This is a genomic window from Cerasicoccus arenae, assembly GCF_014651635.1.
GTDB classification, from domain to species: Bacteria; Verrucomicrobiota; Verrucomicrobiia; order Opitutales; family Cerasicoccaceae; genus Cerasicoccus; species Cerasicoccus arenae.
Genome location: NZ_BMXG01000005.1, coordinates 191,469 through 216,685, shown reverse-complemented (window position 1 = coordinate 216,685; position 25,217 = coordinate 191,469). Strand labels below are relative to the sequence as shown.

The 25,217-nt window shown below is 54.8% G+C and carries 25 protein-coding genes; 20 read left to right on the top strand and 5 right to left on the bottom strand.

The window, feature by feature from the left end; all coding sequences use genetic code 11:
- Nucleotide 1: 1 nt before the first annotated feature.
- The 3 genes from IE065_RS05850 to hrpB all read right to left on the bottom strand — a co-directional run bounded on the left by IE065_RS05850 (nucleotide 2) and on the right by hrpB (nucleotide 7,201).
- A complete protein-coding gene (locus IE065_RS05850) occupies nucleotides 2-487 on the bottom strand; it encodes a DUF4231 domain-containing protein (protein ID WP_189512814.1) in 486 nt (161 codons plus the stop codon).
- 148 nt (nucleotides 488-635) lie between these two features.
- Entirely contained in the window at nucleotides 636-4,469 is a 3,834-nt protein-coding gene (gene dnaE, locus IE065_RS05845) for a DNA polymerase III subunit alpha (RefSeq protein WP_189512812.1), read from the bottom strand.
- Nucleotides 4,470-4,615: 146 nt separating this feature from the next.
- A complete protein-coding gene (hrpB, locus tag IE065_RS05840; protein WP_189512810.1) occupies nucleotides 4,616-7,201 on the bottom strand; it encodes an ATP-dependent helicase HrpB in 2,586 nt (861 codons plus the stop codon).
- Nucleotides 7,202-7,227: 26 nt separating this feature from the next.
- On the opposite strand from hrpB, the gene IE065_RS05835 reads away from it, so the two are divergent.
- Nucleotides 7,228-8,829: a S1 family peptidase gene (locus tag IE065_RS05835; RefSeq protein WP_189512808.1), complete on the top strand. Its 1,602-nt coding sequence runs from the start codon at nucleotides 7,228-7,230 to the stop codon at nucleotides 8,827-8,829.
- Here IE065_RS05835 and IE065_RS05830 read toward each other — a convergent pair.
- Together IE065_RS05830 and IE065_RS05825 are read right to left on the bottom strand one after the other, a co-directional pair.
- Nucleotides 8,823-10,943, bottom strand: coding sequence for an alginate lyase family protein (locus IE065_RS05830; protein WP_189512806.1), 2,121 nt, complete (start codon nucleotides 10,941-10,943; stop codon nucleotides 8,823-8,825). The genes IE065_RS05835 and IE065_RS05830 overlap by 7 nt on opposite strands.
- 6 nt (nucleotides 10,944-10,949) lie before the next feature.
- Nucleotides 10,950-11,192, bottom strand: a complete 243-nt coding sequence (locus IE065_RS05825; protein ID WP_189512804.1) for a hypothetical protein — start codon at nucleotides 11,190-11,192, stop codon at nucleotides 10,950-10,952.
- Nucleotides 11,193-11,268: 76 nt separating this feature from the next.
- Here IE065_RS05825 and IE065_RS05820 point away from each other — a divergent pair, with 76 nt between their 5' ends.
- The 19 genes from IE065_RS05820 (at nucleotide 11,269) to IE065_RS05725 (ending at nucleotide 25,031) form a co-directional block, all read left to right on the top strand.
- Entirely contained in the window at nucleotides 11,269-11,547 is a 279-nt protein-coding gene (locus IE065_RS05820; RefSeq protein ID WP_189512800.1) for a SlyX family protein, read from the top strand.
- Nucleotides 11,548-11,674: 127 nt separating this feature from the next.
- Nucleotides 11,675-12,427, top strand: a complete 753-nt coding sequence (locus IE065_RS05815; RefSeq protein ID WP_189512798.1) for a putative 4-mercaptohistidine N1-methyltransferase — start codon at nucleotides 11,675-11,677, stop codon at nucleotides 12,425-12,427.
- A 98-nt stretch (nucleotides 12,428-12,525) separates the two neighbouring features.
- Entirely contained in the window at nucleotides 12,526-12,807 is a 282-nt protein-coding gene (locus IE065_RS05810) for an acylphosphatase (protein WP_189512796.1), read from the top strand.
- Nucleotides 12,808-12,813: 6 nt separating this feature from the next.
- Nucleotides 12,814-13,701, top strand: coding sequence for an ABC transporter ATP-binding protein (locus IE065_RS05805; RefSeq protein WP_189512794.1), 888 nt, complete (start codon nucleotides 12,814-12,816; stop codon nucleotides 13,699-13,701).
- Complete coding sequence (locus IE065_RS05800; protein ID WP_189512792.1) at nucleotides 13,698-14,543, top strand: ABC transporter permease; 846 nt, start codon at nucleotides 13,698-13,700, stop codon at nucleotides 14,541-14,543. Before IE065_RS05805 ends, IE065_RS05800 begins: the two co-directional genes overlap by 4 nt.
- A 2-nt stretch (nucleotides 14,544-14,545) precedes the next feature.
- Entirely contained in the window at nucleotides 14,546-15,433 is an 888-nt protein-coding gene (locus tag IE065_RS05795) for a tetratricopeptide repeat protein (protein ID WP_189512790.1), read from the top strand.
- A 60-nt stretch (nucleotides 15,434-15,493) separates the two neighbouring features.
- Nucleotides 15,494-16,186: an HAD family hydrolase gene (locus IE065_RS05790; RefSeq protein ID WP_189512788.1), complete on the top strand. Its 693-nt coding sequence runs from the start codon at nucleotides 15,494-15,496 to the stop codon at nucleotides 16,184-16,186.
- Between the two features lie 6 nt (nucleotides 16,187-16,192).
- Nucleotides 16,193-17,296, top strand: coding sequence for a C1 family peptidase (locus IE065_RS05785; protein WP_189512786.1), 1,104 nt, complete (start codon nucleotides 16,193-16,195; stop codon nucleotides 17,294-17,296).
- Between the two features lie 42 nt (nucleotides 17,297-17,338).
- Entirely contained in the window at nucleotides 17,339-18,133 is a 795-nt protein-coding gene (locus tag IE065_RS05780) for a thiazole synthase (protein WP_189512855.1), read from the top strand.
- On the top strand, nucleotides 18,134-18,748 hold the full coding sequence (locus IE065_RS05775) for a hypothetical protein (RefSeq protein WP_189512784.1): 615 nt from the start codon (nucleotides 18,134-18,136) through the stop codon (nucleotides 18,746-18,748). It begins immediately after the preceding gene.
- Nucleotides 18,749-18,936: 188 nt separating this feature from the next.
- On the top strand, nucleotides 18,937-20,157 hold the full coding sequence (gene thiH / locus IE065_RS05770; RefSeq protein ID WP_189512782.1) for a 2-iminoacetate synthase ThiH: 1,221 nt from the start codon (nucleotides 18,937-18,939) through the stop codon (nucleotides 20,155-20,157).
- A 2-nt stretch (nucleotides 20,158-20,159) separates the two neighbouring features.
- Complete coding sequence (locus tag IE065_RS05765; RefSeq protein WP_189512780.1) at nucleotides 20,160-20,666, top strand: hypothetical protein; 507 nt, start codon at nucleotides 20,160-20,162, stop codon at nucleotides 20,664-20,666.
- Between the two features lie 575 nt (nucleotides 20,667-21,241).
- Complete coding sequence (locus tag IE065_RS05760; RefSeq protein ID WP_189512777.1) at nucleotides 21,242-21,670, top strand: ribonuclease E inhibitor RraB; 429 nt, start codon at nucleotides 21,242-21,244, stop codon at nucleotides 21,668-21,670.
- Between the two features lie 3 nt (nucleotides 21,671-21,673).
- The gene (locus IE065_RS05755; protein ID WP_189512775.1) at nucleotides 21,674-22,234 is read left to right on the top strand and encodes a DUF5063 domain-containing protein; all 561 of its coding nucleotides are present in this window, start codon (nucleotides 21,674-21,676) and stop codon (nucleotides 22,232-22,234) included.
- Between the two features lie 380 nt (nucleotides 22,235-22,614).
- The gene (locus IE065_RS05750; RefSeq protein WP_189512774.1) at nucleotides 22,615-22,962 is read left to right on the top strand and encodes a hypothetical protein; all 348 of its coding nucleotides are present in this window, start codon (nucleotides 22,615-22,617) and stop codon (nucleotides 22,960-22,962) included.
- A 71-nt stretch (nucleotides 22,963-23,033) separates the two neighbouring features.
- The gene (locus tag IE065_RS05745) at nucleotides 23,034-23,282 is read left to right on the top strand and encodes a hypothetical protein (protein WP_189512772.1); all 249 of its coding nucleotides are present in this window, start codon (nucleotides 23,034-23,036) and stop codon (nucleotides 23,280-23,282) included.
- 281 nt (nucleotides 23,283-23,563) lie between these two features.
- A complete protein-coding gene (locus IE065_RS05735; RefSeq protein WP_189512768.1) occupies nucleotides 23,564-23,878 on the top strand; it encodes a hypothetical protein in 315 nt (104 codons plus the stop codon).
- A gap of 109 nt (nucleotides 23,879-23,987) precedes the next feature.
- The gene (gene thiS / locus IE065_RS05730) at nucleotides 23,988-24,191 is read left to right on the top strand and encodes a sulfur carrier protein ThiS (protein ID WP_189512766.1); all 204 of its coding nucleotides are present in this window, start codon (nucleotides 23,988-23,990) and stop codon (nucleotides 24,189-24,191) included.
- Nucleotides 24,192-24,332: 141 nt separating this feature from the next.
- Nucleotides 24,333-25,031, top strand: a complete 699-nt coding sequence (locus IE065_RS05725; protein WP_189512764.1) for a phospholipase D-like domain-containing protein — start codon at nucleotides 24,333-24,335, stop codon at nucleotides 25,029-25,031.
- Nucleotides 25,032-25,217 lie beyond the last annotated feature (186 nt).

The following is a 25,217-nucleotide window of genomic DNA, read 5'->3' as shown; positions in this document are numbered from 1 at the left end:
GTCATTCCCGAGAAAACAGTCCATCAAACCCAGTACGCTCTACGCTGATAATTTTTTCTATATTTAATGCAAAAAAAGAAAATTTTGATCGCTCATCTTGAATATCAGAATAATCACCTGCACCTGCGATGAATAAACGGACTTCTTTTTTAATAAGTTCAGAAGCCGTCCGATACAATGGCCAGACATCACCTGGTCTCCATATGGAATCATAGCCTTTAATCATAGTTATAGCTATTCCGATAAATAGAACCATATACTCAAAAACAACATTTGGATCATCACTCACGACCACAACACTCTGGAGAAAAGTGATGCAAGCACTGAAAACTATGATCAAATAACTGATCATCCGACTACGATTTTGTAAGGAGCCCGCCTTCTTCGAATAATACTTTTGCTGATCAACTCTGTGCTCATCGAAATTACAAAGATAAGTCTGGGCCAAATCCTTACGCTTTTCTATTAGCTCATACGATTCGCTCATGCAGGATTCTTATCCTATTCATTCAATGATGCAATAATTTTGTGATTATTATCACCAACAAAATCTAAAAGACCTGATAAATACTTTGACCATGAGATCAACTCAGAAACGCCGGAACATCATCCTCCTGAGCCGCCATACTTATCGCTTACTTCTTTCGATCCCACTTGGGGCGGGGCGGCTCGGCTAAGGCCCGAGCTTCGCCGTGGACCCAGCGAACGCAAGACTCGCTCCTGAGGCGCTTAAAGGCGTCTGGGCGCAATTGGCAATTGAGCGAGACGCCCAAGTCTGCATGCAGCGCCATTTCCGGTGACGTGAGGATCGCCAACTTTACGCTCGTCGGGCCTTCGTTGTGTTGAAGGTAATCCGACAGTTCGTGCACAAAGTGGTCCAGTCGCGCCGCATCGTTATCCACGTAAAAAGTCACTGAGTCGATAAAGGCGGACAGTGATGCATCCAACTTAGCAATGCGGCTCGCGTTCAGGCGCACTTCTTCACGCTCACTGTCGAAGCGTATCTCGCCCTCCACACAGACCACGGTGCCGTTTTCAAGATTGTGCATATTCTGCTCAAAGGCGTCCGGGAAGACGTTGATCTGGTAGGCCGCGCGACGCGTTGACAGCGTAAAAAACGCCCAAGGACGGTTGTCTTTTTTCGTCAGTTTCTTGGCTATATTGTTAATAACACCGCACAAACGAAAGCTCTCGCGATCCCAGTGCTTCAGTTCCTCATCGGGCCCGAAGCTATTAATGATATCATCAAGGCCGGCGTAGGCGTTCATCGGATGGCCCGACACGTAAAAACCGAGCAACTCCTTTTCCGACTGCAGTTTATCAGTCTGCGTCATCTTCGGCCCGCGCGTGTCGTAGTGTCCGCCGTTGGACGCCCCGCCTGGCTCGGGTTCGGGTTCCGCCAGCATGTCAAACAGATTGCCCTGCCCGGTCTCACGGTCTTTCTGCAAGTCTGAGACCTCGGCGAGAATGCCCTCCAGCGAATCGAGCAGATGCTGGCGATCCATGCCCGAGTAATCAAAGGCGCCGGTCTTGATCAAACACTCCAGCACGCGCCGATTAAGCGCCTTCATGTCCACTCGTGAAGCAAAATCATGGAAATCCTCGAACGGTCCGTTCGCGTCGCGCTCAGCCAAAATGACCTTCGCCGCGGCATCGCCTACGCCTTTAATAGCAGACATACCGAACCGAATGCGACCGCCGCCTTCGGCGGAGCTTAAAGTTGAAAGATCAAAGGTTAAAGCTTCGGAATCATTGGTTGAAGGTTGGCCGTTAGTATCGACCTCTTCTTTAACCTTTGATCTTTCAACTTTAACCTTCCCATCCGCTTCGCGAATGGGAGTAAACATCTCGCGCGATTCGTTGATATCTGGCCCGAGCACTTCGATTTTCATCGTCTCGGCCTCTTCAATGAAGTGCGAAACCTTGTCTGCGTTGCCCAACTCAGAAGAGAGCACCGCAGCCATAAACTCCGTGGGATAATTCGCCTTCAAGTAAGCCGTCCGATAGGACAACATCGCGTAGGCCGCCGAGTGTGATTTGTTGAAACCATACTGTGCAAATTTCTCCAAAATCCCGAAGATTTCCGCCGCCTTACTTGCCGGTATATCGTTGGTTTCTTTGGCACCCTTGATAAAAATATCTTTCTGGGCGTCCATGACCGACTTGATCTTTTTGCCCATCGCACGGCGGAGGATGTCCGCGCCCCCGAGCGTGTAACCAGCGATGATCTGTGCGCTCTGCATCACCTGCTCCTGATAGACGAGCACGCCGTAAGTTTCCTCAACGAGTTCCTTCAACAACGGGTGCGGAATCTGGATCGTGCTGCGATCCTTCTTGCCCTTAATGTATTGCGGAATGAACTGCATCGGCCCTGGGCGATACAAGGCGATGAGCGCTACAATTTCATCGATGGACGACACTTCAAGCTGACGGCACAGCCCTTGCATACCGCCAGACTCCAATTGGAACACGCCGACGGTTTTTGCCTCCTTGAGCAGTTGAAAAGTCACCGGGTCTTCCAGCGTCACCTTTTCGATATCGAAGTCCGCCATGCCCGGCAAACGGCGTACGTTGTCTTGCGCGTCAGAGATAACGGTCAACGTTTTCAGCCCCAGAAAATCGCACTTGAGTAAGCCCAAATCCTCGCTTGGCCCCTTCGGATACTGGGTTGTCAGGTCGCCTTCCTGCAGCGTCACGGGGATCAGGTTTGTGATCGGCTGGTCCGCAATAATAATCCCGCACGCGTGCTTACCAGTGTTACGCACCATGCCTTCGATCACCTTGCCCTGTTCGATGATTTTCTTCGCAATCGGGTTGATCTTGATCTCCGCGCGCAGCTCGGCAGATTTCTCCACGGCATCGTCCAGCGAGATGTTCAGCTCGTCCGGAATCATCTTTGCGATTTTGTCGGCATCGGCAAAGGCCACGTCGTTCACGCGAGCCAAGTCACGGACAATCATCTTCGCCCCGAAGGTGCCAAAAGTGATGATGTTCGCCACCCGATCCTTGCCGTATTTTTCGCGGACGTAGTTCACCACATCGTCACGGCGGCGCATGCAGAAATCCACGTCGAAGTCCGGCGGGCTAACGCGCTCCAGGTTCAGCATTCGCTCAAAAAGTAGGCCGAAGCGAAACGGGTCGATGTCGGTAATTTTCAGCACATAGGCCACCACGCAGCCCGCACCAGAACCACGCCCGGGACCAACCGGAATTGCGCGGTCACGCGCCCACTTAATGAAGTCCCAAACGATCAGGAAGTAGTCGATGAACCCCGTACCAATGATGATCGCCAGCTCATAATCCAGTTGGTCGCAAACCTTGCGCGCATACTTTGTTTCGGGGCTATCATCCTCTAAATCAGACGCGGCGCGATAGACGTCGTAGTCAATGCCATAGCGCTCCTTGACACCTTCTTTGCAGAGCTCAAACAGGTACAGTCCGTTCTTGCGAAAGGTCGTCCGCTGCTCATCGCTAAGCGAGATTGGGTTCTCACCGTCACGCGTGAGCACGGTGTTTTTGGCAACCTCGTAAATACCCAGAATGCGCGAAAAATTGTCCTCATCCTCACGGTACGTGATCTCAATCGCACGCTCGTAAACTGGGTAATGGTCCTCGCCAAAAGGTAACTTGACCTCGCACATCTCGGCGACGGCGTTGGTGTTGACGAGGCAATTTTTGTCGTAGCGGTCGAAAACCTGAGCCATCTCTTCCCGACTCTTCAGGAAGAACTGCTGGCTGTCGTAGCGCATACGTTTCTCGTCATGCAGCTTGGCTCCAGTCTGGATGCAGATCAGCGAATCGTGCGGTGCCCAGTCACCCGAGTTGACGTAGTGCACGTCGTTCGTGGCGACGATTTTCAAATCAAATTCCGCCGCCAATTTGAGCAATCCGGGAATGATCCGCTGCTGCTCCTCGATGCCGTGATCCATCAACTCGATGAAGAAAAATTCTTTGCCGAAAAGATCAACGAACCAACCGCACGCCTCCTTGGCTCCGGCGTAATCTCCCTCCATCAGCCGCTGCGGAATGACCGCGGCCAGACAGCCCGAAAAGCCGATCAGTCCCTCGGAATGCTCCGCCAATTGCCGACGCGAAACGCGCGGGTTGCGGTAAAAGCCCTCCGTGTGGCCCATGCTGACGAGCTTCGTTAGGTTCTGGTAGCCCTTGAAATTTCGCGCCAGCAAGCCCATGTGATGGCTTTTCTGCTTGGCTTTTTCTTCGTTAATTTGGCCCAGTTCGTCCTCGAAAATCAAATAAATCTCGCAGCCGAGCAACGGCTTAACGCCCGCCTTATCCGCCTTCTTGTAAAAGTCCGCCAGCCCAAAGAGCACGCCGTGATCCGTGATCGCGATCGCCTTTTGGCCGAGCTGCGCCGCCTTCTCGCACAGACGGTCAGTGCGGCTACAGCCGTCAAGCAGGCTGTAGTCGGTGTGGACGTGCAAATGGACAAATTCGGGATCGGCAGGCATGGGAAAAGCCCAATAACTTGAACCCAGTTTTCGCCCAGCGCAAGGGGAACCGATTCACTGCTTATTCACCGAGTTATTCACACCCAAAATCTGTCTCACAGCCATTCACACCATGCGCAAACTCTCCGGTCCAGCGAGGACGCTGGCTAGCGCCATTCGTGCTTGGGGTAGCGGCCGCGGAGTTCTTTTTTCACGCCTTCGTAGGATGTCTTCCAAAAGTTCACAAGGTCCTCAGTGATCTGGCAAGGGCGTCCATTGGGGGCGAGCATTTCAATGACCATCGGGATGCGTCCACCGCCAAGGGTGAGTATCTTTTGATCGACGTCGTAAAAGTCCTGAAGCTTGCTGGAGATCACAGCACGCGGGCCACCGGGCGCGTCGGGCTCATAGCGGATGCTCGCGGGTTTGCGACGATTCGGCAGGTCGAAGGTCTCCGGAGCCATGTAGTTTAGTGCGGCGAGTTGTTCGCCCGTCAGCCAGTCCTTGAGGAACGGCCACGGGTCCTTGTCGCGGATATCCTTGTAGCTCACGCAGCCATAGCAAAACTGTTCCAAGATCATCGCCCGCGCATCGGCGTCAATGGGTTCAATTTCCAATTCCGGGAAACTCTGTGATGCAAAATTCACGCGCTTAATCCAGTCATCACGCTGACTCGTCCAACGCTTCAGCTCCAGTTTTCCGGCGACGATCTCACGCGCCAACAGGGCGGCGGCTTCGTCACTGGAGGGCTCACCGCGATCCGTCGCCGACAGCACCAGATCGCGAAAACGACGCTCTTCGCGGCGGACGACTCGACGCAGTTCCTTGTCATAAACAACGTCGCTTTTCGTCACAAAGTCGTCCGGAAAAATATCTTGCAGCCATTCCTCTTCGATCTCCGTAGCGAGAGACAGGATGATGTTCACTTCGCCGCGCGTTTCGATCTCATCAATCTCAGCCGCCACGAAGAGCTCGGCGTCACGAGCCGCGCTTTCGCGGCGCAATTCGCCTCGGCGACCATGGACAATCGAGCAGCGCAGCGTGCCACGGCCATCCCGCTTGGCCAGATGATCGGAGAAGGCCATCAGCAGACAGCGGCGCAGGGCATCTTCGTCCAATGGCCCAGGCCCAGCGTTGAGGCCTTGGCCTTCGGCGATGCGGCGGAATTGCTCGGCGGCGTGATCAGCCTCCCGCGCGGCATTGGCGTGGATGCCCCACTGGCGGCAAAACCCGTGGTTAAAGTTCTGCTTGCGCGCCATGCCCCAAGCCGAGAGCCAATGGAAAAAGTCCGAGTGCGCATCGCCGAGAATCGACTCACGCTCTTCACGTTGACGGCGATCCTTGATCGGCAACAAGATAGCCCGCCCCTGTGCGAAAGCGGCCAACAGCGCGGCATGCCAGACGCAACCTTCGTCGTGCGCAGCCAGAAGCAAACGAGCCCAACGCGGGTGCAAGGGGAAATCCGCCAGCTTCCGCCCAATGTCGGTCAACACATATTCCTCGTTCGGGTTGTCTGAAAACGTTTCTTTGCGACGCAATGCGCCAAGATCCCACAAAAGCTCGATGCCACGTTTGAGTGCGGGTTCCGTTGGCCGCTCGAACCACGGGAATGCGCGAAAATCCGTGATCCCGCTCTTCCCGAGCGAGAGCAGGGTTTCGCTCAAGTCCACACGACGAATTTCCGCGGTTTCGCGCTCCTCACGGTGGGCATGCTCATTCTCGCTCCACAAACGCAATACATGGCCGGGTGCCGTGCGACCCGCACGACCGGCACGTTGATCAGCAGAGGCGCGGCTGATCTTCTCGATAAGCAGCGTATTGACACCTCGATGGGCGTCATAGCGAGCAATGCGCGCCAGCCCGCTGTCGATAACCAGCCGTATGCCGTCAATGGTGATCGAGGTCTCGGCGACATTAGTTGCAACGACCACTTTACGCTGATCATACTGGGCAACAGCGGCATCCTGCTGATCAGGCGGCAGCTCTCCATACAATGGGAAGACGAGGCAACCACGACCCGCGCCAGTCGTCTGGATTGCCTCCACCGTGCGGCGAATTTCATACGCGCCGGACATGAAAATGAGACAATCGCCGTCATGGGTTTTGGCTAAACGGTCAAAATGATGCGCGGCCTGTTCCCAGACTGGAGCTCCAGCAACTTTTTGCGCGCCGGCAGAATATTCAATGGTCAGCGGATAGGCGCGCGACTCGACGGAAAGCACCTCGGCGGGTTCGAGATAGTCCGCCAATGCATCGGTGTCGAGCGTGGCGGACATCACGACGATTTTCAGGTCAGGCCGAATCGTTTCCTGGAGTTTCCGGATCATTGCGATGCCCAAATCGCTGTAAAGGTGTCGCTCATGGAATTCGTCAAAGATAACCGCACCGATCTTGGGCAAGGTAGGTTCGCTCAGCATCTGACGGAGTAAAACGCCTTCCGTAACAAGTTTGATGCGGGTTTCCGGCCCGAAGTTACGGTCAAAACGGATGTGATAGCCCACTTCCCCGCCGAGCTGTCCGCCGCGCTCATGGGCAATGCGTTTGGCCAACAGACGCGCAGCGAGGCGACGTGGTTGCAGAACCACTATTTGCTGGCCCGGTGCCACCAACCCATCATCCAGAAGCATCTGGGGCACTTGGGTCGATTTACCCGAACCCGTCGGCGCTTGCAAAATAGCCCGCGGGATTTGCCGCTCCAGCGAGTTTTTCAACTGGACGCGTATCGAATGTATGGGCAATTTGTCGGACAGCATACTAGGACAAAGGAAACACTAAAATCATGAGAAGCCGCCAGCATGCAGCAAGCCCCCCCCTTGGGAGAAGCAAATTCCTCGCATATCTCTGCTGGCTTGTATTCCTGAGCGTGCCAAGTGCTTGGGCAGAAATCGTCTGGTCCGCACAGCCGCGGCAGTCCTTTATCGCCAGCTTTCCGACCGGAGCCGCGTCCGTAAGCGTTCCGGCAAAAACCGCACACCCCATTGCGTGGGAAAAAACCGACGCTTGGTTCATCGAAGTCCAGATCGACGGCAAAACGCGCATCGTGCGTACAGCCAAGCAAATCGATAAAAGCCCCTCCGGCATCGTCCAAGGAAAAACCTTCGTTGCTGCGCGTGACCTGCAGCTCGACGCCAACCTCCAATACGCGGTCCTCGCCAAAGGCGAATCATACCCAGTGCTCAAGCGAGAGGATGAAAAGCTCAGCCTGGCCATGCCGGATGTCAGCCCCGTGGCCACGTGCGTATTTCCCGAAAAATATTTCGAGCTGGTCATGGGGAGCATTAAAAATCCCGGCGAATCCAGTGACGATCTCCTGCGCGGCTCGCAGATCGACTTGATGGAGGAAATCGACGCCCTGCGCCAAGCCCATGCCTGCGCCGACATCCCCCTTGCCCAGAAACCCGAGGACTACGTTTGCCTGATTGAGAGCCCCGAAGGCGCAGGCTCAGGCTTTCTTTTGCGGGAGGGCGACAACGTCTATTGCTACACGGCCTTTCATGTGATCGACGGCATGCGCGAGCCGATCATCCGCCTGCTCAGCGGCGAAACGTTTGAGCCCCTCACCCTCGAAGTCTCCAACCGACGCGACATTGCCCGCATGCTCGTAAGCGGCTGCCCCCCGGCGCTCACTGGGTTCCGCCAACCAGTTATTGGCGAGAAGCTCACCGTGTGTGGCAACTCGCAAGGCCGAGGCCGCGTGACCTTGCTCAAGGGTGCGGTTACAGGCATCGGTGATAACGAAGTGGAGACCGATGCAGGCTTCACGCTGGGAAACAGTGGCAGTGCCCTCGTTGCGGAAAAAGACAAATACGTAATTGGCGTCGCCAGTTACATCGAAGAACTCTCTGACTCCAACGACTTTGCCGTGCGCGGCACAAAATTTTCCACACCAAGACGAGTCAGCGCCTGCCTTGACGACCAAATCGAATGGATACCCGCCGAGCTCGATCACTTGGCCTCCGCCAACCGGCGCTACCACGACCATTCACACTTTCTGAACGAAAGCTTCGTGCTCTTGGAGCGTATTTACAGTAACCCGACGAAGCAAGTCAGCACCACAGGGCTCTCCAACATCAGCCTAGTTCGTTGGGCAAAGTTCCACAATGAGAACGTGGTAAAAATGCTTGAACGCGCACGCATAGGAATCGCCAGCGAGGCAGACCTCAGCCAGTTCGTCCAGACTTCCTTGGTCAAGATGACCGAACAGCATGCCCAATTCCGCCGGATGTGTCAGATGCGCGGATCCCAAATCCGCGCACTTCGCAATTACCCTGGCACTGAGTTCCAAAAGCAGCTCAACATGCGGCTGCTAAAGGAGTGCGAGGATCTCAACTACGTCAACGACCTCATCCTCAATAGTCTGCAACAGCAGATTTCTCATTGAGCCACTGTGCCAGCGCTTAGCTTGCTCCAGTTCGCATCGCTCGGTGCGATGATCCATGTAAAGGTCGTTGGCCCGCTGATCATCGTCTTATAAATTGCCTGCGTCGCAGGCTGCCGTGTCGTGAAGCGCGTGCTTTGCCATCCCGCCTCCACGGGTTCGCCCTGACCGCAGTAAAGTTGCACATCCCAATCCTTGTCACTCATGAGTGCCATCCGCAGATTCGCGCCTTCCGGGTCCACCGTGCGCAGTCCGTCAGTGGTCTTTTCCACTTCACGATCCGGGGCAAACAGCCAGCGAACCGACACCTCCGTAGGCCCAAAAGCAATCACTTCGTCCGTCACAATCCAGCCAATGCCACGACGGTATTCGACCCTCCGCTTGTGCATACGGGGGCCTTGTCCAAGAAGTGGCCGGGCGGGGAATTTTACGCTGGCCGCGAAGATGTCTTTTGCTGAGGTGATTTCCGCCGTGACGGGCATAGGGGCGGAGACTTTTTTCGGGCCGGACAAGGGCGCTTGATCATCCAGAAGAACAACGTTGTGGCCATGCGGGCCTTTAAAATAATCTCGTGTCGTGCCCGGTGTGTAGTCGTAGCGCCCGCTGTCGACAAGGAAGTCCTTGCCACCGAAAGAGACGGATAAATGCAGCCGGTCGTTGTGCTGGTGATCGCTGCCATAGGGGCCAATGTCGAAGAACGCCCATTGCGCCTGCTCATCCCAACCGTCCCGCATGATCGCGTGGCCCGCATAGGGAAAAAAGCGCGACGGCGGGCCCGCCGGTTCAGTTCCCTCAGCACCAGCAGTGGCCAGGTAAACCCAGTCTGGCCGGTCAAACCAAGGGACAGACTGGGCAAGCTCAGCGCGATTATTTTGTAGGTCTGAGTCGTTGTTGAGTGGGCCCATGCCATCGGGCCGCATCACGTAGGCAAAGTAGTTCCACATGCTTTCCACTGTGGGCTTCACGCTGTCAATAAGCTCCGTTTGATCGCCGCTCTCAAGCAGCTCCAGAAAGCGCTGAAAGCTCCCCAGCGCAACGAGTTGGTAATGGTTCGTCAACTCTTCGTAGGCACCGTCAGGGTAAACCTGCTTGGCCATTAAACCAACGACGGTTTGCACGGCGTCCTCCAACCAAATAGGCGCATCCTTGAACTCGGGGAAGGCAATCGCAAGCTCGGCAAGCATCACCTTTTCTGTGAGCAAGTGGTTGCCAGAGAACGACGGGTAATTGAGCATCGCGTCTGCATGGTCGGGGATGCTGGAGAGCATGAGTAAGCGCGACTCAGGCGTAAAATCCGGCGAGTCGCTCAGGCGGATAATCGCGTCGAGCCAAGACTTATCGATCCGGCGCGCAACCTCCAGCGGACGCCATTGCGCAGAAAAGGAACGGACTGCCGGATAGGGATTTGCGCGGACCCAGTCCGCCAAGTGGTCATTCACGAACTGCGCGTAACGCCGCCCTCCAGTCGCTTCCCACAGGGCGGTCGCTGCCTGAAGATAACCCATGCGATTGATCCACCACGCCCATTCGGGGTCATCGCGCGGGCCGCCGTTTTTCCAGTCCAGCAGACCATCAGCCCGGCGTGGTTGACGCCCAAACACCTGCCCCTGAGTAAAAATGTCGATCATCGCCATTTCCACGATGATGTAGTCGAGGTGGTTTGCGGGCTGTGAGTCGTAAAAAACATCCGCCCACTTGCGCGCACGATAATACTCCACCAGCGCCAAACCGGCCTGATCAAGGTCGTCCTGCTGATAATACTCGCGGACCTGCTCCAAGCCAGGATGGTCGAGATTGAGTTGATCCATTAACTTCCGCAAGCGCTCAGGCTCGATGTCGAGCTTCGTGCCTGGTGGGCGAAGCGGCTCCTCAGGTGGCAGCGCAATGCCATTCCAGTTAATGTTTTCCACTGGTGCCCAAGCATTGGCCTGCTCAATGATTGGGGCGATGAGCGGCATCAGGCGCTCGTCCCAAAAGGTGTCCGGGTTGTCGACAATCGGCTCGGCTGGTTGGCCAACGTCAGTTTTTCCGGCAACCGCCTCTGCCCAGCATGCCAACGGCACCAGCAAACTGAACAGCCCACAAATCAACCCGCAACTACGCAAAACGCCGCGCATTGCAGATTAAGAAAGGCCTCGCCCCAGCAAACGCCCCAACGGACCGCTAAAGGCCCACAACAACAGCCCCAGCACGACCGCGATCAGCGGGCGGGCGACTTGGTTCACTAGAAAATAAGCGATGTAGGACGGGTTAAAATCGCCAAATCCCTCGACCAGATTGGCAACTAGCAGCCACAGACCCAGCACGCCGATAAAGAGCGCGCAAAGGCGGACGCCAAGGATTGCATGGGCGGTGGTGGAATTCATAATCGCCCACCGTAGTGGGTGGAGATTAAAGGAAAAAGATTAAAAATTAAAGATTCTGATGGGGAGGCTAAATTCGATGATTCTGACTGAGCCTACTTACTTTAATCTTTCATTTTCAATCGTTCGCCCCACTCTCGCCATCGTGGAATCCGACGACCAACAAGACGCTATCATCCGCCTGGAATCTCGCCTGACCTATCTGGAGCGACACATCGAGGAGCAAGACCGCGAAATTTACCGCCAATCCGAACAGCTTCTAAAGCTTACCCGCGAATCGGAAAACCTCCGCAATCGCCTGCAAAGCATGGCTGACGCCAAAGACATGCCCTCCGACGAGCGCCCCCCGCATTACTGAGCTAATCGGGCACGCAAAGCGAATACCCAAGGCATTTATCCAGCGGAGACGCGAAGGAGTTCGGCTGAATAAAAAACCGGCTGTGATCAGGGCTTGGCGCGGGCAGATTTTTACCTACGCTGACCCCATGAATGTCTACGAGACTGAGCCCCTGCTCGCGCAATACCTCATGTTGCATTACGGCGCACCCGAAGAAGTATTGCCCTATGCCTTCGGCCCCAAGAATGCTCTGGACTTCCCGCGACGCTGCGTTGAAGACCTCGTGGCCCGCCACGAGGTGCCCTCGGGCGCACGGGCGCTTGATGTCGGCTGCTCGGTAGGGCGCACCAGCTTTGAACTTGCCCGCGTGTGCGAAGAGGTGATCGGTATCGATTTCTCCGCAAGCTTCATCAATGCAGCGAATACGTTGCGGGAAAAGGCGCAGCTCGACTACACCCGCCCCCATGAGGGTGCCGTCACCTTGCGCAGCGTAGCCGCTGCCCCCGAAAACGTGGACCGCACGCGTATTGCCTTTGAAACTGGTGACGCCATGGACCTGCGGCCCGACTTGGGAACTTTCGACGTCGTGCTTGCCTGTAATCTAATTTGCCGCCTGCCTGAGCCAATGCGCTTCTTGAGCCGCTTAAAAGAGTTGGTCAAGCCTGGCGGCCAGCTCATCATCACCACACCTTTCAGTTGGATGGAGGAATACACACCACGCGAAAACTGGCTCGGCGGATGCGAAGGCAAATCAGATTCATTTCTGGGCCTGAAACACGCCTTGCAGCCTGATTTCGAGCTACAATTGGAACATGATATGCCAATGCTGATCAAAGAGCATGCTCGCAAATATCAATGGACTGTCGTCCAAGGATCGCGCTGGCTTCGACGCAACACTTGATTTCGCAGTCGATTGGAAATTGGCGTTGAAACCACCACAAGCACCCTTAAATTAGCAAGTGAATATCTCCCCCTCCCCCCCATTACGTTTGTCCCACAATGCCTGATTCAATATACCGCGAAGAAGTCCACTTTACGGGCCGAGTCCAAGGCGTGGGCTTCCGTTATGCGACTCTGCAGGCGGCCAAAGAATTTGAGGTCACGGGCGAGGTTAAAAATCTGCCTGATGGACGCGTCCAACTGGTGGCAGAGGGTAAAGAGAGCGAAGTCACTGCCTTTCGTGAGGAAGTCCAAGACCGGCTCAAACCCTTCATCCGCGAGATCGACCTGAAGCGCGAAACCTGCCCCCCAAATTACCGAAGCTTTGAAATTACCCGCTAAAAAATCATGAGCGAACCCGCAATACGCATTAAAAACCTGACGAAGGACTTCCGTATCGGCGTCCGTGGGGTCAAGCTGCGCGCCGTGGACAATGTTTCGCTGGAAATCGGCGACAACCAGATCTTCGGATTACTCGGCCCCAACGGCTGTGGCAAAAGCACCACAATGAAGATCCTGCTTGGCCTGCTGGAGCCCACCAAAGGCGAATGCTCGATCTACGGCATCAACAGCCACTCCGTCAAATCTCGCCTCAACGTGGGTTTCCTGCCTGAGGCCCCCTATTTTTACAAGTTCCTCTCCGGCCGAGAGCTCGTGCGCTTTTACGCCCGCGTTTGCGGCGTGCCCAAGAGCGAAATCAGTGACCGCACCGAAGACGTCCTGACCCTCGTCTCCATGCAAAACGCCGCGCATCGACGCGTCGGCACCTATTCCAAGGGCATGCTCCAGCGCATTGGTATTGCCCAGGCCGTCGTGCATGACCCCAAGCTGATCGTGCTCGACGAGCCCACCGCTGGCGTCGACCCCATCGGCTCACACGCCATTGCCGAGCTGATCATTGCCCTCAAGGAGCGCGGCAAAACCGTCATGCTCTGCTCTCACCTACTCGCACAAGTCGAGGGGCTTTGCGACCGCGTGGCAATCATGAGCCGCGGCAAACTCGTCCTGGAAGGCGGGGTAGATGAACTATTGGAAAAAGAAGACCAACGCAGCCTGATTATCCGCGACTTCAACCCGCAAGCCCAGGCCGAGATCGAGGCCGTACTCGCCAAATACGGCTCTAAGCTGGACAAGGTTGAAGCGCCACGTATCAGCTTGGATCGACTATTTTTAGAAAACACCGACGGGGCCGCCATTGGCTCCGGACAAGACGTTAACGACAAGGAGGACGCATGAACGGATCATCCTTTGCTCGCCTGTTGCTGATCGCTCGCAACACCTTTCTGGAGGCTGTGCGCCAGAAATTCTTCAACGTGCTCGTGGTGCTTTCCATCGCGATGATCGCCAGCGCGAATTTCTTTCGCCAGTTCGATTTTGGCAGCTCAGAGCTCAAGTTCATTGCGGACTTCGGGATGGGTGCCGTGCTGCTCTTCGGCTCGATTTTATCTGTGGTCGTTACGGCCCAGCTCTTCTTCAGTGAAATCGAAAACCGCACAGCGTTGACGATGCTCGCCAAGCCGGTTCACCGGTGGGAATTCATTACAGGCAAGTTCTTGGGCGTGTTCCTGGTGCTGATGGCCTTCGTCTCGCTCATGCTCTTTCTGCTGGCCGCAGTGCTCTACTGGCGCGAGTCCAACCTCATGACTTACCCACGCTATGCGGATGACTTTGCCAACGGTCGAATCGTCAACTATACTGGCATCCTCCAACTAGTGTTCAGCGAGTTGTTCAAGTTTGGGCTGCTGGCCGCGGTCACGCTCTTCATCGCAAGCTTTTCCAACACCAACCTCTACACGGTGATCATTTCGTTTTTCGTCATGATCATTTGCCAGCTGCAATACATTGCGCGGGACAGCTGGAGCGACTTGGACAACCCCATCCTACGCGGAATCGTCTGGATGCTGTCCCTGCTCTTCCCCAACCTGCAAATGTTTAACGTCGGCGAGCAGCTAGTCTTCCCCACGGAGCAAGTCACGCTTTCGATGGGTGGTTACATTGGTTTGCTGGGCTACGGCGCAATTTACATCGCCGTGCTGCTGGGACTGTCCGCCTACACCTTCCGCCGCCGGGAAATCTAGCCATGCCTCTCGACCGTGAATCCTGGCTCTACCGCACTGGACGTCGCCTCGCGCTGACGGCTGCCGTGCTGATGGGCGTCGGCCTCGCCTGCGCACCCCTACAAAATCGTGTCTGGGGCGAAGTGAAGTCTTTCCAGCCCGAGATGAATCTGCGTGATCTCGAAGATGCCCTTGGCCAAGGCGTAATCATTGGCCTGCTCGGTGGTTTTCGCACCTTGGTGGCAGATTTTGTTTACCTGCGCGCCAGCTACTATTGGGAGAAAAGCGACCGCCCCAACACCGAAGCACTTCTCGCGCTAACGACCTCCATCGACCCCCGACCCCTGTATTTCTGGCTCAACGCTGCCCGGATCATCTCCTATGACATCCCAGTGTGGCGCGTCCGCGAACGAGGCGATTTCGAAGATGTTCCCCAAGCCTATAAAGACCACATCTACCAAGAGCAGGTGGACCGCGCCATGGGCCTCCTGGACCGCGCCCAAAGCTTTCACCCTGACAACATGCAAATCCCACTGGAAAAAGCGCGGATCTACTACGACAAGGTTAAAGACTACGAAAACGCGGCCAAATACTATCATCAAGTCACCCAGATGCCCGACGCGCCCTACTACGCCGCTCGCATCTACGCCAATGCACTCGACAATCTCGGCCGTAGCCGCGAAGCCTATGAATTTCTACGGGAGCTTTACCCAACACTACCGCCCAGTGAAGAAGTCCCCCAAGCCAGCCGAGAAGTCGTGCTCGAGCGTATCCGCGAGTTTGAAAACGATCTCGATATGCCACTAATCGAGCGCTTCCCGCCACAATCAATCGAACTTGCAGCCCCAGATCCCGTTAACCTCACCCCATTCAGTACTACCGGGGAAGGGACTTCCGCCTCTGAAGACTGAGCGGTCATTCCCTGATTTCCACGTTGCAAATAGTGGAGAGACTACCAATATGTAACATTTATGCCATCCATGCAGCAATTGGCCAGCGTACGCGGAGTCATTTTCGACATGGATGGGCTGTTGTTGGATACTGAGCGACTTTTCAAAAAAGCCTACCAGAGATCGGCCTCCCAGCACGGCATTGTACTGAAAGACTCCGTTTACGATATGATGATCGGCCTGCGCTCTGACGCCAGTCAACGCATCCTGCGCGAACAATTAGGCCCTGACGCTCCCAGTGCGGCCATTATCGAGGGCGCACGCCATTATTATTATATGCAAATCGAGGAGGAAGGCATTCCACTGCGCCCCGGCGTCCGCGAAATGTTTGACTATTTGGACGAGCTTGACTTCCCCCGAGCAGTCGCGACTTCCACCCATCATAAGCTCGCAACCCTTAAGCTACGCTCGGTCGGCCTGCTTGACCGCGTAGTGGGCATTGTCAGTGGCGATCAGGTCGCACATGGTAAGCCCGCACCCGACATTTATCTCGCCGCCGCCAAGCTGATCGGTATCCCGCCCGAAGAATGCTTGGCCCTGGAAGACTCCCCCCCTGGCGTAATCGCCGCCCGCAAAGCCAACTGCGTAACGATCATGGTACCTGACCTACAGGCCCCCAACGCCGTCACCCGCTCAATGGCCAATTTTATTTACGAATCCCTGCACGACGTCGCGCTCGCACTCAAAGGTGCCCGCGCCATCCCGTCTTCCTGACGCCCCATGAAACGCTTCGGCCAACTCCTTTGGTTGGCGTTGCTCTTGGCCGCAACGTTCGTATCGGCGGCAGACTGGCGAATCGGCGATCGAGTCTACCTCGACGTAACGATCAAGCAAGTGACGCCCCGCGCGGTCATCATCCAACACCGTGGCGGCATTAGCCAAGTCCTGCTGGCTGACCTCCCACCCGAAGCCCAAAAGCAATTTGGCTACGACCCTGCCACCGCTCAAGCTGACGCCCAACGCATCCAGCGTGAGCATGGTGCCGTAATGGAGCGCCTAAAAGTCCGCCGGACAACTGCTGCCAAAAACGGGCAATCAAACGACTCAACGGGCAAAATAGATGCGCTCCAGAAATCATTCTCCCAACAGCCGATCATTCACGAAGAAGTTGACCTGCGCCCGGCCTTGCGCGAGCTAGGGCTATTCTCCAAAAGCCAAGGCCGACGGCCGAGTTGCTCGGTTTTTGCCGTGGTCGGCGCACTGGAATACCTGGCCGCGCAACAAGGCGACCCGACTCAGTTTTCCGAAGAATACGCCATTTGGGCCACGCGCCAATACTTGGCCAAAAGCCAAAACGAACGCCTCACCGACTTCTCCGAGGGCGACGCCGGCTTCCGCTTGATTGACGTAATCGAGGCAGTCAATAAATACGGATTGGCCCGGCACGAAGAAATGCCGAATACCTTCGGGACTGGCATGGACGACATTGAGCCGCCGTCGCCTAAGCTACTCGAGCAGGCCAGAAAAAATCTCCAGATAGAAAATACCATCCAAATTGGCCAAACCGCGAGCGCGGTGGATCGCATCACCCATGCCCTGAATGCCGGCCAACCCGTGGTGATCGGCGTTGCCTGGCCGCATGAAAATACGTTGCGCGCCGCGCCCATGATCTCCGGGCAGACCCCAGTAAGTATGCACGCCGTGACCCTTGTTGGCTACCGGGCCGACCCCGATGGCGGCAACCAGCGATTCGTTTTTAAAAACTCCTGGGGCCCACAATGGGGCAGCGGCGGCTACGGCTGGATCACCGCAGACTACCTCCGCCAACACCTCTCCAGCGCATACCTGCTCGCCCCCACCTTCCTGCACGGCGGCGAAGGATGAAGATTGACGTCCCGCGCCTTCTGGCGTCGAGTTATGCAAAGCATGTCGCAGCCACTTTCCAACGAACCACTGATCATCGCCGGGCGCGAATTCCCCAGTCGCCTGCTGGTCGGTACGGGTAAATTCTCCTCCAACGAGCAAATGCGCGACAGTTTGCGCGCCTGCGGCACGGGCCTCGTCACGGTCGCCCTCAAGCGCGCCAACTTGTCCAGCAAGGCGGATCCGTTTGCCGATATCCTCGATTTTCTTGAGCCCGAGCGCTACCTCGTCTTGCCCAACACCGCCGGTGCCATGAACGCCGAGGAGGCCGTCCGCCTCGCACGTCTAGCCCTCGCCGCCGGTCTGCCGCAATGGGTGAAGCTCGAGATCCACCCCGACCCGAATTACCTGCTCCCCGATCCGATTGAGACGCTCAAGGCCGCCGAAATCCTCGTCAAAGAGGGCTGGACAGTCATGCCGTATATCAACGCCGACCCCGTCCTCGCTCTGCGCTTGCAAGACGTTGGCTGCGCCACGGTCATGCCGCTCGGCTCGCCCATTGGCAGTAACCGTGGACTCGAAACCCGCGCCCAGTTGGAAATCATCATCGAGCAGGCCCGCGTCCCCGTCGTCATCGACGCTGGCATCGGCGCACCTTCCCACGCCGCCGCCGCCATGGAAATGGGTGCAGATGCAGTCCTCGTCAACACCGCCATCGCCGTCGCGAGCGACCCGTCCCTCATGGGCCGGGCCTTCGCCGCCGCCGTCGACGCTGGCCGCGCCGCTTACGAACTCGGTCTCGGCGCTCAATCCCGCAAAGCCGAAGCCACCAGCCCGCTCACAGCCTTTTTGGGGTAAATGGTGAAGCGATTGGTAAAGATATTACTGGCTCTCTTGATCGGCGGTAGCGTGCCAATCCTGATTATTCTGGCTGATGACATTTTCCGGTATCAAAATGAATCAACCGATTGGCCTTACCCAGTCCTCATTTACCAAAAAGTCGAAGGAATCGAATATCTCAGAAATGACAGATATGACAGCGATGCTGCGCTTGATTTCTATTGGGATGAGCTAACATCCAGCAAAGCATTCGACTTGCAAGTTAGAAGCTTTCTTCAAACGCCTCAGGAACTTATGAATAGTTCGCGATTTTATTTATCGGAGTATATCAGTCACTATGGCTATAATCTCGAAGACGGGAACCTGTACTTTTGCATGCAGGCTGATCGGAATCCTGAAGACCGTCTATTTGCAGAATTCAATGCTGGCAAGCGTGCCATTACTGAGGAATTAGCAAAGAAAGGACTTAACGCCAGTTTCGCTGGAGAACCTAAAATGATCGAGAAAGACCGATTCGACGTCTGGGATATTAAGCGCGCGTTAGCGGGAAGTGTTATATCGGTATTGGGAGTTTTGGCAGGCGTTTCCACTTATTTTCTGCTGAATAAATTTTGGCTAAAACCAAGGGCATAATCGAACGCATATTCAAAAACTCTCTGTGCCTCCGTGAGAAAACCCCATGCACTGCTGGCTTCCCGCCCTTCCCGGTCTTCCTGTTTAAAACCCACGCTTCGCAGTACCACAGCTGACTTCGTTTTCACGGTCGTTCTTTCCGATCTTCCTGTTTGAAATCGCGCTCATTCCTGCGAAACTGACGTCATATGTCCGCACCACGCAAATACCACCATTGCCATGAAGCACCTGCCGGGAGTTTTTCCGAGGCGTTTGCGCGGTTGCCGTTGACCGAGCTCGCGGAGCAATCCCGCGCAACCAATTTGCCCCAGGTCGACGCCATCCTTCGGCGCGGACAGGTGAGGACGCTGGAGGACTTTGCGGCGCTGATTTCGCCTGCGGCCAGTGAGCGCGTGGAGCAGTTGGCCGGGCATTCGCAACGGCTGACCCAACGCTTTTTTGGCAAGGCCGTGCGCCTCTTTGCGCCCATGTATCTCTCCAACGAGTGCGTGAACGTGTGCAAGTATTGCGGCTTTTCGCGGCACAACGACATCCCACGAATCACGATCCCGGTGACAAAGGTCGTCGAGCAGGCCGAGCGGCTTGCGCGGCAAGGTTTTCGTTCGCTGCTGCTGGTGGCGGGCGAGCACCCCAAATGGGTGTCCAACGGCTACGTGGCCGACTGCATCCGTCAAACGCTGCCGATCATGCCCGCAATCAGCATCGAGCTCGGGCCATTAGAAACCGTGGAATACGCGCCCCTCGTGGATGCCGGGGCGGAGGCCCTGCTCGTCTATCAGGAGACCTATTACCAGCCGACCTACGAAGAACTCCACACCGCTGGCCCCAAGAAATATTTTGCCTGGCGAATGGACACGCCCGAGCGCGGTTACGAGGCGGGCTTCCGCCGTCTAGGAATCGGCGCATTGCTCGGCCTGCATGACTGGCGTTACGAGGCGCTCGCCGTCGCCGCACACGCGCAATTTCTTCTCCGCAAATGCTGGAAAGCGCAGGTCTCGGTGAGCCTGCCGCGGATGCGCCCCGCCACCGGCGGCTGGCAGCCCAACCCCAGCTATGGCATGAACGACCGCGAGCTCGTCCAAACAATCTGCGCGCTGCGAATGCTCCTCCCTCATGTGGGCATTACGATTTCGACCCGCGAACCACCATCCTTGCGCGACGGCATTGTCCCGCTCGGCGTGACGCTCATGAGCGCGGGCGCCTCCACCGAGCCCGGCGGCTATGATCACTTTGACGAAAATCAGTGGAAGCCGACCCGCGAACAGCCCGGCGAACAATTCCACATTGCCGACGAACGCTCCCCGTCCGCCATCGCGGCGATGATCCGCTCCCACGGCTACGAGGCCGTCTGGAAAGACTTCGACCAAGCCCTCGTCACCGCGCCGTCCCCTGCCCTCGCGCCCGCCTAGCAATGAAATCCAAGTGGGTCATAATCGCGCTGGTCGTCATTGCGGTGATTGGCGGAGTCATCTTTTTCACCCGGGATAAGATCGACCGCGGCCTCTCGTTCCCGGGCAAAGTAGGCACCGCGGCGGACTATTATTTTTTTAACGGCACGCTATCCGCTGAAGCCAGCGAGCTCGACATCACCGCCTTGGTGCTGCTGCTCCCCGATGGCAGCCAATGGAAAGTCGTTCAGGGCATCGAGGAAACGTCGATTCCGTCCTGGTTGATCTGCATGATCCAAGGGCCTGAGCGCCAGACTTACGTGCTCGAACAATCCTTTAACCAGACCGAGCTGGAATGGCTTGGATACAGCTTCTTCAATTTGGCGCTCAACCAGATCGAATCCGCCTCGCCGGTTAAGGAAACCCCATACCCACCGGACTCCCCCTATCAAGACATCGCTGACGCCAAAGGCACCGCCGACTTTGAGGCAGCGCTCCTCAAGATCGGTTTCCGCAAAATGACGCGCTAAGCGCCACGTAAATCCCATTAGCGCATAGGCCCCTCTTTCGGTTACTCGAACCAAAGGGTGGAGCCCGGTGTCCCGACCGGGCACATGTTGCCTCAACGCTAGCCGGATGAAACTGCCCGATCGGGACACCGGGCTCCACCTTAAACAAACAAAACGCAACTCCCCCACTGAACCCACTCATTCCCCCAAGGTAACGCAGGCGCGTCCCCGCGCCGCATACGTATTGCTGGCCAACAAGACACGCCGCATGAAGCCCTCCATTGGATTGAGACAAAATCTCGCCGGTTAGGATTGCTGTTTTTGATATACGCCAAGCCTCAATCGCTCTGTAGCCCTGTGTATTGCGAGGTTTTCGGCCAAAAGCTGCGCCACCACCACAATCACCCCAAAATGCCACTGAATTGGTCACCTCGTACCGCAAATTGATATTGATAAGGCACTTCGGCAATGATTGAATCACCCTCAATGAACGCGACACCAACCAGTGACAAAACCAGTAACAATCGCATCCTGCGCGTATACTAACCTGTTCTACGAAAAAAATGTGTAGAGCATTCATAGCAGCCTTTATAACCATGAGCATCTTCTCAAATCTCTTTGGAGCAAACCAAGAAAAGGTAATCCCTAATAAAGTGATCACCTTGGAAAAACTCGAAGAGATGTTTGAACGCATGAAAGAAACCCCAGGGTGGGATCTGGATGCACCTTTACTTTGGGGCTACTTCTTCACAAACGATGAGCCTCAGAAACTAGAGAAGACGAAAGAAATTTTAGAAAAGAAGGGCTACAGATTTGTAGATATCTACATCAGCGACAAGGAAAACGAATCTGATCCAGACCAGTTTTGGTTACACGTAGAAAAGGTCGAAACTCACAGCCCACAATCACTTGATAAAAGAAATGATGAGTTCTATCTACTTGCCCATGAGTTAGGTTTGAAGTCATATGACGGCATGGATGTAGGACTAACCGAAACTAAACCAAAGGAGATCCAGACGCAGTAGCCAATGCCTTTCGCGCTCCGCGCTACAGGCATCGGCTATGCTCCACGTTCACTGAAAGAAATGTCACTAGCATCCGAAGCATTCACCGAGAACGTAATCGCCTTTTGCGAATGGGCAGAAGGAAAGAAACACTCTCTTCTCGAAGCTAGACAGAGGATCCTAGCACTCATGTCTAGCATCCCTCATTTGGAATCATTTCGCGGTGCAATCGAAAGCGATGAAGAGCATGAACGGCGAGGTCACGAAGGATGGAAAGAAGATTGCGAAAGGCTTTCGGATTTACCCTTTCAGTATTACAATACCATTTTTGACCCACACGACTTTGAAGAAAAAGAGAAAGCAATCGTTGGTGATTTGAGCGACGACTTGTCAGATATTTATGGTGACCTGTTTCATGGTCTATCTGCATACAAAAAAGGGAGCAAAAGAGAAGCCATCGGAATATGGGTTGATTCATATTTTTACCACTGGGGTCATCATGCATCACAAGCATTATGGGCAATCGACCAGTTCTACAGAAACAACCAAGGGAGTGAACCAGTCGCTACTGGGCAACGTCGCTAACGCGCCGTCGCCAGAGCTCATCGTTGAATGGCGTCTGCGAGGATGGGCTTAAATCAGGGGACGAGGCTATCTGGAAAAAGGAATCATAGTCGATTTTCCGAGCTGCGGTCCGGCAGGCGACCTAGTTCGCAAGACCGGACGGTCTCGGAAAATAGGAGTAAATGGATAAATGCTCAACGCTGTTTTGACCGAAAGCAAAGCAAGTATCTGATGATCAATGAAATCAAAATCTGAGATAAAAGAGGGAAAGAGACGATGAAGCTAAAAACAGAAGGGCTTGGCCTCAGGATTTCGCTTTCAGGCTCGCCAGCCTCCACACAACAGCTCGATAATCGGGACTCGTAAACTCGCACGATATCTTTGACTGTTCTACGAAAAATATGCTTTTTATTATCATTATATTGTCCGTGCTGATTAGTATCTGGGGAAGTAAGAAAGAAGCATTTGTATATTTCTTTTTAGCCTTTATTGGTTTTTTGGTGGCGTTAATTGGGGAGGATAGCGTTACTGGTGTCGGTCATTGGTGTGGTGTATATTTAGCTGTAGTGAGTATTGTTTTTACGTTTAGATTACATCGCCACCTTAATTGGAGGCCTTCTAATATATCGGATTATTATGCAGATGAGCATGTTGATTTTACTCCTCTTGAACATGGCGGAAATGATCCGCGAATATTGTCAAAACATCCGATTGACGGAGCTGATCCGAGAAAACAGCGCAAAAAGTAGAACAAATCGGTGGATGTAACTCCGAGTCGCTGCGCCACTCTTCGCACATCACCTAAGACGTTAGTATAGAAATGGAATTGAAACAAAAAAAAGGAAAGTTGTTTGATTTGCTCTCTATTGAAGGCGACCGCATTCTCCACAAGTGGCATTTGACAAAAGAAAGCGGCGAAAGCTTCGCTCCGATCAGCAATATAGATCCAGAATTTGGTAAGGTCGTTCAAAAGACCGAAGGAAGACTTCCCTATCTGTTACTTTCTCTATTGCCGCTCTTTTTCTTGCTATTTTTACCATCGCTAGAAGCACCGGAAGGCAGCCAATAGTTCTTGATTGCCAAAATTTTAGGCATCTCGATAGTTGCTATTCTATTTATTGCTTTAGTCTGGATTGGCCTTTCCATAAAAGCGAAAGAAACCGTTACGGTGCTTCGATTTAAATCTGGAGAGACGTTCGCTGTCATTCGAGATAGCTGGATTGATGATAAGGCTTGTGATCACTTCCTGAATGCCCTGAAGCAAAGAATCGCCAACCATGACTGAGAACAAGACGACTCAGGTGTGAGAACCGTGCCGGTTCTCACACCTAGTCTTAGCGTTAGCATATAATGAAAATATTCAAGTATTTTGCCGCAGTCCTATCCTTCATCATCGTATCGATATTTGTCGCGGTGGCTTCAGGAGCGCTGATTGTAATCCTCTCTAAGCCCAACCCTGAGTCTACCGGCTGGCTATCTGAGGTGCTACCAATCAGTATCGATCTTGGCCTTGTGATAGAGACAGGAGAAGCGGGACATCCTGTTGGGATAGGGTTTCAGTGGTGGAATTTGCCTGGGACCATCCTTGGCATTCTGGGTGGAATCGGCTCGGCAAAGGCTTCAATTTACGGCAAACAATCTAAGAAAGCTAACAAAACGAGATAGCTGACCCTTTATTCCGCGCCTTCCGGCGCTTCATTATGGTCAGCTACTCTCCGCGTTGCGCAAAATTTTCATTCGCGTTCAGCGGCGCAATTCGTAGTTAAACAAGAGCATGATCAAGATCACCGCCAATGGAGAAACCTTCAGCATTGCCGAAGCCCTGCCCTTGCCGGACTTCCTGGCCGAGCGTGGGCAGGCGCCGGAACGCGTCATTGTCGAACGCAACGGCGAAGCGCTGACCCAATCGGAGACCAAGGCCGCCACCCTCGCCCAAGGCGACGTCCTGGAAATCGTCCGCATCGTCGCGGGCGGGTAAGTGTGCAGGCCGATCATTTTTGATCGCCGCAAAAAAGACGCAAAATCCTCAAAATTGGAAAGAGGAATGGTAATCTCACAATAGGTTAAACCGCATTTGCGCATTCTGCGCCTTTTTGCGGCAATTCCATCACCCAAAATCATGAGCGATCTTGCCCCCATTACCGCCGCCTTTGGCCAAACCTTGGCCGATGGCAATATCTCCCGCAGTGAGCTGCAAGCCGTGCGCGAGGTGTTGCGCGACGCCGATCTCGACAACCGCGAGCTGGCCATTCTGCGTAGCCAAATCTTTGACCTCGCCCGCAAACGCCTCAGCGCACACAACGCGGCGGCGCTGTTTGACTGGCTGGAGGACGCGAGCAAGGTCATTTTAGAGATCAGTCGCAAGCCCCCGCAGCGCATCCGTAGCGACGCCTACTTTAGCCCCGGAGACGATTGCCTGAACGCGATCATTGGCAACATCCGCAGCGCCCGGCGCACATTGGATATTTGCGTGTTCACGATTACGGACGACCGCATTGTCGAAGCCATTCAGGCCGCCCGGCAACGCCGTGTTGCGTTGCGCATCATCACCGATAACGACAAGTCCTACGACGGCGGCTCCGACATCCACCGACTCGACCGCAGCGGCATCGCGGTGAAGATCGACCAGACTTCCAGCCACATGCACCACAAATTCGCCCTCATCGACGGCCAACGCGTGCTGACCGGTAGCTACAATTGGACGCGCAGCGCCGCCATGAACAATCAGGAAAACATCCTCGTGACTGACGAAAACAAGCTCGTCGCCAGCTACCAAGCCGAGTTCGAGAAGCTCTGGCGCGCCATGGCGGATTATTGATCATTTCGAGCACTTTTCATTCATTAAGGCCGATTCAGCCCGCCGGAGGTCGCCGCGCCAAAGTCAAAACTTTGCTGTAGTTTCCATTTTTGCCCCCAAAAGCGCCCAAAAAGAGCATAAAAGTATCAGTGCTATTATTGATAATGGATTCCCATAAATGAGGAATCCCGCACGGTATCTAGCTCG

Bases quoted from the DNA above. Each gene is read 5' to 3' on its own strand.
- IE065_RS05850 (WP_189512814.1), bottom strand. From the start codon at position 487: ATGAGCGAATCGTATGAGCTAATAGAAAAGCGTAAGGATTTGGCCCAG.
- dnaE (WP_189512812.1), bottom strand. From the start codon at position 4,469: ATGCCTGCCGATCCCGAATTTGTCCATTTGCACGTCCACACCGACTAC.
- hrpB (WP_189512810.1), bottom strand. From the start codon at position 7,201: ATGCTGTCCGACAAATTGCCCATACATTCGATACGCGTCCAGTTGAAA.
- IE065_RS05835 (WP_189512808.1), top strand. From the start codon at position 7,228: ATGAGAAGCCGCCAGCATGCAGCAAGCCCCCCCCTTGGGAGAAGCAAA.
- IE065_RS05830 (WP_189512806.1), bottom strand. From the start codon at position 10,943: ATGCGCGGCGTTTTGCGTAGTTGCGGGTTGATTTGTGGGCTGTTCAGT.
- IE065_RS05825 (WP_189512804.1), bottom strand. From the start codon at position 11,192: ATGAATTCCACCACCGCCCATGCAATCCTTGGCGTCCGCCTTTGCGCG.
- IE065_RS05820 (WP_189512800.1), top strand. From the start codon at position 11,269: ATGATTCTGACTGAGCCTACTTACTTTAATCTTTCATTTTCAATCGTT.
- IE065_RS05815 (WP_189512798.1), top strand. From the start codon at position 11,675: ATGAATGTCTACGAGACTGAGCCCCTGCTCGCGCAATACCTCATGTTG.
- IE065_RS05810 (WP_189512796.1), top strand. From the start codon at position 12,526: ATGCCTGATTCAATATACCGCGAAGAAGTCCACTTTACGGGCCGAGTC.
- IE065_RS05805 (WP_189512794.1), top strand. From the start codon at position 12,814: ATGAGCGAACCCGCAATACGCATTAAAAACCTGACGAAGGACTTCCGT.
- IE065_RS05800 (WP_189512792.1), top strand. From the start codon at position 13,698: ATGAACGGATCATCCTTTGCTCGCCTGTTGCTGATCGCTCGCAACACC.
- IE065_RS05795 (WP_189512790.1), top strand. From the start codon at position 14,546: ATGCCTCTCGACCGTGAATCCTGGCTCTACCGCACTGGACGTCGCCTC.
- IE065_RS05790 (WP_189512788.1), top strand. From the start codon at position 15,494: ATGCCATCCATGCAGCAATTGGCCAGCGTACGCGGAGTCATTTTCGAC.
- IE065_RS05785 (WP_189512786.1), top strand. From the start codon at position 16,193: ATGAAACGCTTCGGCCAACTCCTTTGGTTGGCGTTGCTCTTGGCCGCA.
- IE065_RS05780 (WP_189512855.1), top strand. From the start codon at position 17,339: ATGTCGCAGCCACTTTCCAACGAACCACTGATCATCGCCGGGCGCGAA.
- IE065_RS05775 (WP_189512784.1), top strand. From the start codon at position 18,134: ATGGTGAAGCGATTGGTAAAGATATTACTGGCTCTCTTGATCGGCGGT.
- thiH (WP_189512782.1), top strand. From the start codon at position 18,937: ATGTCCGCACCACGCAAATACCACCATTGCCATGAAGCACCTGCCGGG.
- IE065_RS05765 (WP_189512780.1), top strand. From the start codon at position 20,160: ATGAAATCCAAGTGGGTCATAATCGCGCTGGTCGTCATTGCGGTGATT.
- IE065_RS05760 (WP_189512777.1), top strand. From the start codon at position 21,242: ATGAGCATCTTCTCAAATCTCTTTGGAGCAAACCAAGAAAAGGTAATC.
- IE065_RS05755 (WP_189512775.1), top strand. From the start codon at position 21,674: ATGCCTTTCGCGCTCCGCGCTACAGGCATCGGCTATGCTCCACGTTCA.
- IE065_RS05750 (WP_189512774.1), top strand. From the start codon at position 22,615: ATGCTTTTTATTATCATTATATTGTCCGTGCTGATTAGTATCTGGGGA.
- IE065_RS05745 (WP_189512772.1), top strand. From the start codon at position 23,034: ATGGAATTGAAACAAAAAAAAGGAAAGTTGTTTGATTTGCTCTCTATT.
- IE065_RS05735 (WP_189512768.1), top strand. From the start codon at position 23,564: ATGAAAATATTCAAGTATTTTGCCGCAGTCCTATCCTTCATCATCGTA.
- thiS (WP_189512766.1), top strand. From the start codon at position 23,988: ATGATCAAGATCACCGCCAATGGAGAAACCTTCAGCATTGCCGAAGCC.
- IE065_RS05725 (WP_189512764.1), top strand. From the start codon at position 24,333: ATGAGCGATCTTGCCCCCATTACCGCCGCCTTTGGCCAAACCTTGGCC.